General features: G+C 37.7%; 12 protein-coding genes. 9 read left to right on the forward strand and 3 right to left on the reverse strand.

Going from position 1 to position 13,092, the window contains the following annotated elements:
• The first annotated feature begins 85 nt into the window (after positions 1–85).
• The 4 genes from gcvT (at position 86) to NST98_RS03020 (ending at position 4,622) form a co-directional block, all read left to right on the forward strand.
• Positions 86–1,186 (forward strand): glycine cleavage system aminomethyltransferase GcvT, encoded by a 1,101-nt coding sequence (gcvT, locus tag NST98_RS03005; protein ID WP_340714406.1) that lies wholly within the window; start codon positions 86–88, stop codon positions 1,184–1,186.
• Between the two features lie 20 nt (positions 1,187–1,206).
• On the forward strand, positions 1,207–2,553 hold the full coding sequence (gene gcvPA / locus NST98_RS03010; protein WP_340714407.1) for an aminomethyl-transferring glycine dehydrogenase subunit GcvPA: 1,347 nt from the start codon (positions 1,207–1,209) through the stop codon (positions 2,551–2,553).
• Positions 2,546–4,009 (forward strand): aminomethyl-transferring glycine dehydrogenase subunit GcvPB, encoded by a 1,464-nt coding sequence (gene gcvPB / locus NST98_RS03015; protein WP_340714408.1) that lies wholly within the window; start codon positions 2,546–2,548, stop codon positions 4,007–4,009. Before gcvPA ends, gcvPB begins: the two co-directional genes overlap by 8 nt.
• 469 nt (positions 4,010–4,478) lie before the next feature.
• On the forward strand, positions 4,479–4,622 hold the full coding sequence (locus NST98_RS03020) for a hypothetical protein (RefSeq protein WP_172597780.1): 144 nt from the start codon (positions 4,479–4,481) through the stop codon (positions 4,620–4,622).
• Between the two features lie 184 nt (positions 4,623–4,806).
• Here NST98_RS03020 and NST98_RS03025 read toward each other — a convergent pair whose 3' ends face one another.
• A complete protein-coding gene (locus NST98_RS03025; RefSeq protein ID WP_096550954.1) occupies positions 4,807–5,193 on the reverse strand; it encodes a rhodanese-like domain-containing protein in 387 nt (128 codons plus the stop codon).
• 157 nt (positions 5,194–5,350) lie between these two features.
• Here NST98_RS03025 and NST98_RS03030 point away from each other — a divergent pair, with 157 nt between their 5' ends.
• Positions 5,351–6,130, forward strand: a complete 780-nt coding sequence (locus NST98_RS03030) for a lipoate--protein ligase family protein (protein WP_340715652.1) — start codon at positions 5,351–5,353, stop codon at positions 6,128–6,130.
• Between the two features lie 250 nt (positions 6,131–6,380).
• Positions 6,381–8,945 carry a vitamin B12-dependent ribonucleotide reductase gene (locus NST98_RS03035; protein WP_340714409.1) on the forward strand — a complete coding sequence of 855 codons (2,565 nt, stop codon included), beginning with the start codon at positions 6,381–6,383 and terminating at the stop codon, positions 8,943–8,945.
• Positions 8,946–9,129: 184 nt separating this feature from the next.
• Here the strand turns inward: NST98_RS03035 and NST98_RS03040 are convergent, their stop codons facing one another.
• Complete coding sequence (locus NST98_RS03040) at positions 9,130–9,891, reverse strand: TSUP family transporter (RefSeq protein WP_016837731.1); 762 nt, start codon at positions 9,889–9,891, stop codon at positions 9,130–9,132.
• A gap of 127 nt (positions 9,892–10,018) precedes the next feature.
• The gene (locus NST98_RS03045; RefSeq protein WP_340715653.1) at positions 10,019–10,900 is read right to left on the reverse strand and encodes a DUF1385 domain-containing protein; all 882 of its coding nucleotides are present in this window, start codon (positions 10,898–10,900) and stop codon (positions 10,019–10,021) included.
• A gap of 184 nt (positions 10,901–11,084) precedes the next feature.
• On the opposite strand from NST98_RS03045, the gene NST98_RS03050 reads away from it, so the two are divergent.
• From NST98_RS03050 to NST98_RS03060, 3 genes are read left to right on the forward strand one after another with little or no spacing between them, the layout of a single operon-like run.
• Positions 11,085–11,537: a hypothetical protein gene (locus NST98_RS03050; RefSeq protein ID WP_096550959.1), complete on the forward strand. Its 453-nt coding sequence runs from the start codon at positions 11,085–11,087 to the stop codon at positions 11,535–11,537.
• Between the two features lie 38 nt (positions 11,538–11,575).
• Positions 11,576–12,004 (forward strand): type II 3-dehydroquinate dehydratase, encoded by a 429-nt coding sequence (aroQ, locus tag NST98_RS03055; protein ID WP_340714410.1) that lies wholly within the window; start codon positions 11,576–11,578, stop codon positions 12,002–12,004.
• Between the two features lie 14 nt (positions 12,005–12,018).
• The gene (locus NST98_RS03060) at positions 12,019–13,080 is read left to right on the forward strand and encodes a M24 family metallopeptidase (protein WP_340714411.1); all 1,062 of its coding nucleotides are present in this window, start codon (positions 12,019–12,021) and stop codon (positions 13,078–13,080) included.
• Positions 13,081–13,092: the final 12 nt, after the last annotated feature.

The raw sequence follows: 13,092 nt of genomic DNA on the forward strand, positions 1-13,092 counted from the left end.
TCCTTTAAAAAGGGGATTTTCTGTCCTTTTTGCCTAGTTTAAAGATATGGGTAGTAAATTGTTAATTAATGAGGGAGGTTTCACGATGGGAGAATTAAAGAGAACACCATTATTTGACGAATATGCGAAATATGGTGCAAAAACGATTGATTTTGGTGGATGGGAATTACCTGTTCAATTTTCATCAATAAAGGATGAACATGAAGCTGTAAGAAATCGTGCTGGACTTTTCGATGTATCCCATATGGGAGAAATTCTTGTAAAAGGGAAAGATGTTCTCGGCTATCTTCAAAAATTATTGTCCAATGACATTTCAAAAATTCCAGTTGGCGGCGCACAATATAATGTAATGTGCTATGAAAATGGTGGGGTGGTAGATGATTTAATCGTCTATAATCTTGGCGATGACCAATACTTACTTGTTGTCAATGCGGCAAATATTGAAAAAGACTTTGAATGGATGAAAAAGCATGCGGAAGGCGATGTAACGATTATAAATCAATCAGATGAATATGCCTTAATTGCACTTCAAGGACCTCTATCAGAAAAAATCTTGCAAACATTAACAGATGTGAACTTATCTGAATTAAAACCATTCCAATTTAAAGCATCTGTTCAAGTTAGTGGTTATTCTGTATTGCTATCACGCAGCGGATATACAGGGGAAGACGGCTTCGAATTATACGGGGAGCCAAATTCAATTGTAGCATTGTGGAATAAACTATTAGAAGCAGGAAAAGAAGATGGATTGATACCATGCGGCCTTGGAGCACGTGATACGTTGCGTTTTGAAGCATGCTTACCGCTTTATGGACAAGAATTATCAGAAAATATTTCTCCATTAGAAGCAGGCATCGGCTTTGCAGTAAAACTTCAAAAAGATGCGGATTTCATCGGTAAAGAAGCTCTTAAAAACCAAAAAGAACAAGGACTTTCAAGAAAACTAGTCGGTATTGAAATGATTGATAAAGGGATTCCTCGCCATGGCTATAAAGTATTTAAAGGCGACACTGAAATTGGAGAAGTTACAACTGGTACACAAATCCCTAGTACGAAACGTAATTTAGGACTTGCTTTATTAGATATTCAATATACTGAAATTGGTACAGAAGTGGAAGTAGAAATACGCAATAAAAAGGTAAAAGCACAAGTTGTGCCGAAGCCATTTTATAAACGTGAAAAATAAAAATTAATGGAGGTCAAACAATGAAGCATCGTTATCTTCCAATAACGGAACAAGACAAACAAGAAATGCTCTCTACCATTGGAGTAGAAAGCATTGATGAATTATTTGCGGATATTCCTGAAGAGGTGCGTTTTAAAGGGCTTTATAATATTAAAGAAGCAGCATCTGAATCTGCGCTATTAAAAGAACTAAAAGCTTTAGCAGATAAAAATATCAACACTGAAACAGCTGTTTCATTCTTAGGTGCAGGTGTATACAATCACTACAAACCTGTTATTGTGGACCACGTTATTTCTCGGTCTGAATTCTATACTGCTTATACACCATATCAACCGGAAATTTCACAAGGTGAATTACAAGCTATTTTTGAATTCCAAACAATGATTGCCGAATTAACAGGTATGGATTTAGCAAACTCTTCCATGTATGATGGCGGAACAGCGCTTGCAGAAGCAGGGATGCTTGCTGCCGGTTCAACAAGACGTAAAAAATTGTTAGTATCTGAAGCAATCCATCCTGAATATCGTACTGTTGTAGAAACTTATGCATATGGCCAATCAATCGAAGTAGTAAATGTGCCAATGAAAGATGGAGTTACAGATATTGAAGCATTAAAAGGTATGATTGATCAAGATACTGCGGCTGTTATGGTTCAGTATCCTAACTTCTTCGGTCAAATTGAAGACTTGAAAACAATGGGTGAGCTTGTACATGAAGCGAAAGGATTATTCATTGTTTCTGCAAACCCATTAGCATTAGGTGTGTTAACGCCTCCTGGAAAACTTGGAGCTGACATTACTGTAGGGGATGCTCAACCATTTGGTATTCCTGAAAGCTTTGGAGGACCACACTGCGGTTATTTTGCTACGACTTCAAAATTAATGCGTAAAGTGCCTGGCCGTTTAGTAGGACAAACAGTAGACCAAGACGGACGTCGCGGTTTCGTATTAACATTACAAGCTCGCGAACAACATATTCGCCGTGAAAAAGCAACTTCTAACATTTGTTCGAACCAAGCATTGCTTGCTCTTGCTGCATCCGTTACTATGACAGCTTTAGGTAAACGCGGTATTCAAGAAATGGCAAAGCAAAACATCGTGAAAACTCGTTATGCAAAAACAGCGTTTGAGCAAGCTGGATTTACAGTTCCATTCCAAGGTGCTCACTTCAACGAAATCGTTGTAAAAGTAAACAAACCAGTGAGTGAATTAAACAAAAGATTATTAGAAAAAGGCATTATCGGTGGTTATGATTTAGGCCGCGATTATCCTGAACTTGAAAACCATGTGCTTATTGCCGTAACAGAATTGCGTACGAAAGAAGAAATTGATCAATTAGTGCAAGAAATGGGGGCTTACAATGCATAACGAAAATCAACCGCTCATTTTTGAATTATCGAAGGAAGGACGCATCGGTTACAGTTTGCCAGAATTAGATGTGCCAGAGGTAGAATTATCAGAATTAGTTCCACAAGAATATTTACGTGAAGAACCTGCTGAATTACCGGAAGTTTCAGAATTGGATATTATGCGCCACTATACAGCATTATCTCGCCGCAATCATGGCGTAGATTCCGGATTTTATCCACTAGGTTCTTGTACGATGAAATACAATCCAAAAATTAATGAAGAAGTTGCCCGCTTCTCTGGATTCGCGAATATTCACCCGTTACAAGATGAGTCAACAGTTCAAGGTGCAATGGAATTAATGTACGAACTTCAAACAGCTTTAAAAGAAATTACAGGTATGGATGAAGTTACATTACAACCAGCTGCGGGTGCGCATGGAGAATGGACAGCATTAATGATGATTCGTGCTTTCCATGAAGCAAATGGGGAAGGTCATCGTAATAAAGTAATCGTTCCAGACTCTGCACACGGAACAAACCCAGCTAGTGCTACTGTTGCTGGATTTGAAACAATTACAGTAAAATCGGATGAAAATGGTTTAGTTGACTTGGAAGATTTACGTCGAGTAGTTGGGGAAGATACAGCGGCACTTATGCTGACAAATCCAAATACACTCGGTCTATTTGAAGAACATATCATTGAAATTGCCGAAATCGTCCACAGTGTGGGCGGCAAAGTGTATTATGATGGAGCCAACCTAAATGCAATCATGTCGAAAGTTCGTCCGGGAGATATGGGATTTGACTGTGTACACTTGAATTTACACAAAACATTCACAGGTCCACACGGCGGTGGAGGTCCTGGTTCTGGCCCTGTAGGGGTAAAAGCAGATTTAATTCCATTCTTGCCGAAACCAGTATTAGTGAAAAAAGAAGATGGCACGTTCCATTTTGATTATGATCGTCCACAATCCATTGGCCGTGTAAAACCATTCTACGGAAACTTCGGCATCAATGTGCGTGCTTATACGTATATTCGTTCAATGGGTCCTGAAGGATTAAAATTAGTAACAGAATATGCAGTATTAAATGCGAACTACATGATGCGCAAACTACAACCTTACTTTGACCTTCCTTATGATCGTCATTGTAAACACGAATTTGTTTTATCCGGTCGACGTCAAAAGAAACTGGGTGTTCGTACGTTGGATATTGCGAAACGACTACTTGATTTCGGTTATCATCCACCAACAATTTACTTCCCATTAAATGTGGAAGAGGGAATGATGATTGAGCCTACAGAAACAGAATCGAAAGAAACTTTAGATGCGTTCTGTGATGCACTGATTCAAATCGCAAAAGAAGCGGAAGAGAATCCGTCTATTGTACAAGAAGCACCACATACAACTGTTGTGAGTCGATTAGATGAAACTCAAGCTGCTAGAAATCCAATTTTGCGTTATCAAAAACAATAGCGTTCACAATAAAAATATCCATGAGTGCATCTCATGGATATTTTTACGTGCGCCCGGCATGTACATGAACTATAGGGTGTAAGTCCCGAACCCCGAAGACAGAAGTAGAGGTTAGCCAAGAGCAAGGGTGTCCGTGGTGACGCGGAATCTGAAGGAAGCTGGAGGCAAAACACCGGTCCGAGGAACACGAACCTCATATAAGGCTAGGTATGATTGAGTGAGTTTGCGTAACAAAACAAAGCTCTTTCTGTCGAAGGTCATATCGAGTAAATGAGGCGGATAGATGGTGTGAAAGTGCATGTACTTACCCGGGGAGGTCTGGCGGATAGGTGAAGTTCGCTTCATAACCTACTTAGTGATAAGTAGCTGAACCGTCAGAAGTCAGCAGAGGTCATAGTATTAGTTGGTTTAGAACTACTAAGAAGGACCGAACAATTAAGAGAGAATAGCCCTTGGCATTCAGTGAGTCATGATGAACACAGAAAACGTAGTACCTCACTTGAGGAAGGAAGCGGTGAATCCCGTGGGAGACCTCTTGGAGGGTGGAGTGACCACTGGCATAAGAAGACAAGCTATTCACGGAAGTTATGAAAACTTGCGTCAATTATCTTAATTGAACCGCCGTATACGGAACCGTACGTACGGTGGTGTGAGAGGACGGGAGCTAATCACTCCCTCCTACTCGATTACTTTTAAAACTAGCTATTTTAAAGATGATATATGACATGAGTAAAATATCATAAATGTTGTTGGCGAATCATGTCATTTCTTTAAATATAGGAATTTCAACAGGCAAACTAATTTTTTGTTTTAATTTTACCAGTCCAAGTTTTGAAACCGCCTTGAAGTTGATACAATTGATTGTAACCTTTTTTCTTTAAGAAAAGAGCTGCCCTAGAACTTCTTGTCATATTTTGACAATATAAATATACAGGAAGATCTGGACGAATTTCTTTGTAACGTTGACGCAATTGAGTAAAAGGAATATTACGTGCTCCTAAAATGTGACCAGAATCAAATTCTTTTGTTTCTCGAACATCGATTAATTGAGCTTTTCGATATCCTTTAATAAATTCTTCTTGCGTCAAATTCGTAACAGATTTTTTCAAACGGAATGAACTTACTAAAACATAGATAATGATAAGTCCTAGGATTGTTGCAATCGTATATAATACTGTCGCCACTTCTAAAATTCTCCTTTCTATTTACATAGAACATTATAAATAAGAAATTGGCATTCGTCCATTCAGTTTGATACAATAAAAAAGTTGTGAGGAGGAAAACAAGTTGAAAACGAAATGGTATTTCATTAATTCAGGACCATGCAGTCCTTCTTATAATATGGCATTAGACGAGGCATTACTCGATTTTCATAGTAGAGGCGAAATTCCACCAGTCATTCGATTTTACGAGTGGAATCCGCCAACCCTTTCTATTGGATATTTCCAAAGAGCACATCGAGACATTGATTTTGATGCTTTAAAAGCGCAAAATATTGGCTTTGTTCGGAGACCTACTGGTGGAAGAGCAGTTCTTCATGACAGCGAATTGACATATAGCATCATCGTTACAGAACAATACCCAAATATGCCTGAAACGGTTACAGAAGCTTATCGTTTTTTAAGCGAAGGCTTGTTAAAAGGGTTCCACAATTTAGGGTTAGATGCATATTTCAGCATCCCTGATACGGAGGAAAAACAAGAAGCATTGAAAAAACCAAAAAGTGCAGTTTGTTTTGATGCTCCAAGCTGGTATGAACTCGTTGTAGAAGGAAAGAAAGTTGCTGGAAGTGCGCAAACTAGACAAAAGGGTGTCGTTTTACAGCACGGTGCGATTTTATTGGATCTCGATGAGGACAAGCTGTTGTCTCTGTTCAAATTCCCTTCCGAAGAGGCAAAAGAGCGGATGCGAAAACAATTGCCGGAAAGAGCAGTTGCAATTAACCGTTTAACAACACGACGCATCACTATTGAGGAATGCATTCATGCATTCAAAAAAGGATTTGAAGAAGCTTTACAAATTGAACTTGTTCCACATGAATTAACAGAAGAACAAAAGGAATATGTGAAAAAATTAGAAGAAGAAAAATATGCAAATGATGAATGGAATTTCAGAAAGTAATTAAAAATTATAGTTCAAAAATTGTGACTAAAATTTAATAATCAGCTCCAAACTTAGAAATTTCTAAGATTCATAGAAATTATTATTTGTCAACCCCTTGAATCGATTCTAGTTATGAGGTAATCTTTTCTAAGTAGAACGAAACAATATATTGTATGTTCATTTTGCTAGACATACAATATATTGTGTTTTATTGTTTATATATGGGAAATGATAGATAAATTATATATGTGCTAAGGGAGGCTGGCAGATGGTAATGGTAGATTCTTATACGACCATCCTCATTGATCAACTAAACAAAGATATTGAACAATTTCCACAAGTTCATTCAATTACTCCAGATATGCATATAACGCATAAAGGTGTATCGAGATTAGTCATGATTGACCGATACTCATTCAAGGATACGGAAAAGAAAACATTAAAACCTGGAGATTTTGTTGTATTAACAATTAAAGAAGATCCAAAGTTTCCAGCTCGAGGATTAGGTTATATCCAATCAATTGATTGGAATGCTAATAAAGCAGAAGTATTAATTGAAGAAGAATACAGAAATGTACTCGATGATCCAAAAGAACAAGAAACAGGCATCATCGTTCGTTCTCTAGATGTTATTGAAAAGCCTCTAGAAATTTTTTATGAACAAATTGCGAAACGAAATGCAACAGGCTTATCGTCTGTTGAACAAACAGAAGAAAAACGCAATGAATGGTTCCAAAAATTTTACGAGCAATTAGCTTCTTTAAAGTTCGTGCCGGCTGGACGAGTTCTATACGGTGCAGGTTCAGGAACGCAAGTCACATACTTCAACTGCTATGTAATGCCTTTCGTTCCAGATAGCCGAGAAGGTATTAGTGAACATCGCAAAAAGGTAATGGAAATTATGAGCCGCGGAGGCGGTGTTGGTACAAACGGTTCAACACTAAGACCTCGCAATACGCTTGCAAGAGGGGTCAATGGAAAATCAAGCGGTTCTGTATCATGGCTTGATGATATTGCGAAACTTACACATCTTGTCGAACAAGGTGGTTCGCGTCGGGGAGCACAAATGATCATGCTCGCTGATTGGCATCCAGATATTGTTGAATTTATCATTTCCAAAATGCAAAATCCTCGCATTTTGCGCTATTTAATTGAAAATATGGAAGATGAATCAATCGTTCGCCATGCGAAAGAAAAATTAAAATTCAAACCATTAACGCCGCTTGAAGAAGCGATGTATCAAGGAATCCTAAACTATAAAAACATCCCTGGTTTAGGAGGATTTAGCGAAGCAATTATTAAAGAGGCGGAAACAAAGCTTCGCGATGGCGGAACGTACACTGTGCATAATCCAGACTTTTTAACAGGTGCCAATATCTCTGTTACTATTACAAATGAATTTATGGAAGCGGTTGAAAAAGACGAAGAATACTCGCTTCGATTCCCAGATGTAGAAAACTATACGCCGGAAGAAATGGCAATTTACAATGAGAAATGGCACAAAATTGGTGACGTGCGCGAGTGGGAAGCTCTCGGTTACGGAGTGCGCACATATCGCAAAATTAAAGCACGAGAACTTTGGAAATTAATTAATATATGTGCAACTTATGCGGCAGAACCAGGTATTTTCTTCATCGATAATGCGAATGAAATGACAAATGCCCGCGCTTATGGCCAAAAAGTTGTTGCGACAAACCCTTGTGGTGAGCAACCGCTTGCGCCGTATTCAGTATGTAACTTAGCAGCAGTGAATTTAGCTCAATTTGCATTGAAAGATGAAAAAACAGTGGACTTTGAGGCATTAAAAGAAACAGTTCGCGTTGGCGTTCGCATGCAAGATAATGTCATTGATGCAACTCCGTATTTCCTTGAAGAAAACCGTAGACAAGCTCTAGGTGAGCGACGTATCGGTCTTGGAGTAATGGGCTTAGCTGATCTACTAATTTACTGCGAAAAAGAATATGGTTCACAAGAAGGAAACAAACTTGTCGATCAAGTTTTCGAAACGATTGCGACAACTGCTTACGAAACGTCCATTGAACTAGCAAAAGAACGTGGCAGCTTCCCATTCTTAGTAGGTGAAACAGAAGAGGAAACAAAACGCTTACGTGAAGCATTCATTAATACTGGTTACATGAAACGCATGCCAGAACATATTCGTCAAGGGGTACTTGAATATGGCATCCGAAATTCCCATCTGTTAACTGTTGCTCCAACTGGTTCAACAGGTACTATGGTGGGAGTTGCAACTGGTTTAGAACCTTATTTCTCTTTCACATATTATCGTTCTGGTCGCCTAGGAAAATTCATCGAAGTAAAAGCAGAAATTGTTCAAGAATACTTAGAAAAGCATCCTGAAGTAAATGAACATCACTTACCTCACTGGTTTGTAACAGCGATGGATTTGACGCCAGAAGCTCATGCAGATGTTCAATGTATCATTCAACGTTGGGTAGATTCATCTATCTCTAAAACGGTAAATGCACCGAAAGGATACACGGTGGAACAAGTAGAAAAAGTTTATGAACGTTTATATAGAGGTGGAGCAAAAGGTGGAACGGTTTACGTTGACGGTAGCCGTGATTCGCAAGTGTTAACATTAAAAGCGGAAATGACGCAAGAAGAGCAGTTAACATTTGAAGAATTGCAGGATGAGCCTGTTGAAAAGCCAGTCGTATTGTTAGAAACAATTGCTCCGCTTCAACAAACAAACGTGAACATCGGTTCCGAAGTAGGAGATACATGCCCAGTTTGCCGCCAAGGTACAGTGGAAGAAATCGGTGGATGCAACACATGTACCGTATGTGGTGCCCAACTAAAATGCGGTTTATAATGATGACAAAGTCATACTGTAAAAAGTGTCTGACCAATAAAAAATGGTTCTTTGCCAAATGGTGTTGGTGAATAAATTTTAGTGACATTATTTGGTAATATGTAATCGGATGGCTTAGGGGAAATTCGAGGTTCCCCTAAGCTGTTTTTATATTTTCTAATTTGCGAAAATCAGCAAACGATCATTAGAAAAAATAATCATAGCTATTTTTCGCTAGTAAAATTAATGTCGTGACGATAAATAAAATACGAACAACAGTAGTTCCTTGTTTCAATGCAAACTTTGTTCCTACATAGGCACCACATATCATGGAAATCCCCATGATGATTCCGTAGATGAACAATACTTCCCCGAGTATGAAAAACATCACTAATGCTGCAAGATTACTAGTAAAGTTTAATAATTTTGCATTTCCTGATGCCTGTAAAAAATCAAATCCCATCATTAAAAATACAAAAATGATAAAAGAACCTGTTCCTGGTCCGAAAAAACCATCATAAAATCCGATGGCGAGTAAAGAACAAAGGAAAACGATTTTTCGTTTCCACGTCAATTCTTTTTTCTTTTCAATTTGCCCCCAGTCTTTTTTTATTACTGTGTAAATGAAAACTAGAAGCAGCATGATAATCACAAGGGGTTTTAAAATTGCTGGATCCAATAAATGAACGGTCCAGGCACCAAGCATGGAAAAGATAAAAACGAAAGGAACAATTGGCCCTAACAGTTTCATATCTACTTTACCAGCTTTTAGGAATGTTAAGGTGCTTGTTAAATTTCCCATCGTTGCTGCTAATTTATTCGTTGCGATGGCACTAGCTGGTGGGAGTCCAACAAACATCAGTGCTGGTACGGTTATTAAACCTCCGCCACCTACAATGGCATTTAAAAAAGCTCCTAAAAAACCAAAAAATATAAGAAGTATTACGGTTATGACATCAATTTCCATTTCTCTATCCCCTATATTTTTTTATAAAAGTAATGTTACCGAATTGGTAGGGGAGAGTAAATATTTTGGTTTTTTTGGTATAAAAAAGACGTTCCAGCAATCATATGCTGTGACGTCATTTCATTGATTAGTCGTGATTCAATTGGGCGATGATTTCTGGATTGTTTTCGATTTCATGTAGTTTCTTAAAGGAAGCAATTGAAACTTCTACCATGTCATCATCCGGTTCTTTTGTTGTTAATAACTGCAACCATAATCCTGGATATCCTAAATAGCATAATACTGGTATATCTCTTAAAGAATTAGTAAATTGCAATACCTCATAGGAAACGCCTAATACGACAGGGATTAATAAGATACGAATCAGCACACGGAACCATAATGGATCAACGGGGAAGAATAAGTAAATGAACATCCCGACAATGACCGTAAATAAAATGAAGCTTGAACCACAACGGTAATGTAATCTTGATTGTTTTTGCACATTTTCAACTGTTAATTCAAGTCCGTTTTCGTAACAATTAATGACCTTATGTTCGGCTCCATGGTATTGAAAAACTCGACGAATGATAGGCGTTAACGAGATGAAATATAAATAAATCAGAAGCAAAATTAGTTTAATGCCAGTTTCCAAAAAGATTTGTGGATATTTACCGGAAACCCATGGAGAAAATAATTCGGCAATAAAAACGGGAACTAAAGTAAAGACAAATTTACCAAATAAAAAAGAAAGAATCCCGACAATTGCAACGCCAAATATCATTTCTAGCTTTGATAATTCCTGGCCATCTTCCTCTTCGCCGGGCGTAACATCGTAACGATCGCTAGCAAATTGTAAATGTTTAGAACCGATTCCAGCGGATTCAATAATGGCTATATTTCCTCGGATGAAAGGAATTTTTTTAAGCTTTTGCATCCAAGGCTTTTTAGGTTTTTTCGCATAGTAATATTCAATGGATTGATCGTTTCGGCGAATTGCGGAAACGGTATGTTCTTTTCCTCCGAACATGACCCCTTCAAGTAGCGCCTGTCCTCCATAAATAGGTGTTTGATTGCCCACAGCTGACACCACTCTCTAACAATATTTCTTTCTATCAACTTTTTTTATTGTACTAAATTTTCAGCAATTGTACTAGCGTACGCATACGAAAAATCAATATTGGTAAAAATATATAAAAAAAGGAGTGGTTGGCATGTTGTATTTAGCGTTCATTACTAGTTTATTTGCATCGATTTTTCTTACAGTTAGTTTAAAAATGTTATCATTTTTCAAATTCATTCAATGGAATCCCATTGGATTTTCCAAAAAATATGAAATTTTTGAAGGTAGTCATCCGTTTATCAACTGGCTTATTTTAGCGGTTTTGATTTTTGTCGTAAATTTAATAATTTATTTGATCATGCAATATGTACAAAATGTGCCTCCATTTATTACTTCTCTTGTCATAGGTGGACTTTTTGCCATTATTGCAGAATGGATTATTTACGATTTACCAGCAGAATTATCTTCTTTTAAAAAACTGTCCATTCCATTTATTGTAATGGTGGTGATAACGGCCAGATTTATTATTGAAACAGCTTCTTTCCATTATCAAGCTCATTTGGAACGAAATAGGTTGCCGTATAAGGAGTCTGTGATAAAATAAAAGTGGTAATTTCCTCTAATTTTAAAGGAGAATCGGCGATGAAGTTGTTAGTGTTAAACGGACCTAATTTAAATCGACTGGGTAAAAGGGAACCAGAAGTTTACGGTTTAGAAACTTTGGAAGATGTAAAAAAAAGATGCGTTGCTTTGGTGAAAGAATTTAATGCGGAACTGGAATTTAAACAATCCAATCATGAAGGACAATTAATTGATTGGATACATGAAGCGGAGGATACAGGAGTTAACGGGATTGTATTTAATCCGGGAGCTTACACGCATACAAGCGTCGCACTTAGAGATGCCATTGCAAGTATTAGCGTACCAGTTATTGAAGTTCATATCTCTAACATACATAAAAGGGAGGAATTTCGTCATAAATCCCTACTTGCGGCAGAATGTGTTGGTCAAATTTGTGGTCTTGGAACATTTGGATATGAATTGGCATTAAGAAAGTTTTTACAAAAATAAGGAAGGAAAAGTCCATGAATAAACTAGACAAATTACGAAAAGAATTGGAAAGTCATCATGTGGACGCATTGCTTATTACAAATCCATACAACCGCCGATATATGACAGGCTTTACAGGATCGAGCGGTGCAGCCCTTGTAACAAAAAGCGATGCGGTATTTATTACTGATTTTCGCTATACGGAGCAAGCAAATCATCAAGTGAAAGAATTTCGCATTATTCAGCAGGAAGGTTCCATACTAAAAGAAGTAGAGAAGCTTGTTGATGAATGTAAAATTAAAACATTAGGTTTTGAAAGAGATACAGTAACTTATGGAGAATATGAATCTTTTCAAAATCTGTTGAATGTGGAGCTAGTACCATTATCCGGATTAATTGAAAAAATTCGCTTGATTAAGACTGATGAAGAGATTAAGATTATAAAGGTTGCATGTGAAATTGCTGATGCTGCATTTTCGCACATTTTAAACTTTATTAAACCTGGCGTTACAGAGCTAGAAGTATCGAATGAGCTCGAATTTTTCATGCGCAAACAAGGTGCAACGTCTTCATCCTTTGATACCATCGTCGCAAGTGGTCTAAGAAGCGCTTTACCTCATGGTGTTGCTACAAACAAAATCATTGAGCAAGGAGACTTTGTCACACTTGATTTCGGTGCCGTTTATAATGGGTATGTTTCCGACATTACGCGTACAATTGCGGTAGGTAATCCTAATACAAAATTGGTAGAAATGTATAATGTCGTGTTGGAAGCGCAATTATTAGCTTTAGAAAAAATTAAACCAGGCATGACTGGTATCGAAGCGGACAAAATTGCGAGAGATTACTTAACAGATAAAGGATATGGAGAGGCTTTTGGACATTCAACTGGCCACGGAATTGGTTTAGAAATTCATGAAGGTCCAGCTCTTTCCTATCGTAATAATCAAAAATTAGAGCCTAATATGGTCGTGACAGTCGAACCTGGTGTCTATTTGCCGGGTATCGGTGGAGTTCGCATAGAAGACGATATTGTTATCACAGCAACGGGCAATGAGAGATTGACTCATTCGACGAAAGATTTAATTATTCTATAATGATGGAGGAAT

It is taken from the genome of Ureibacillus sp. FSL W8-0352 (assembly GCF_038004345.1).
Taxonomy (GTDB): Bacteria; Bacillota; Bacilli; order Bacillales_A; family Planococcaceae; genus Ureibacillus; species Ureibacillus thermosphaericus.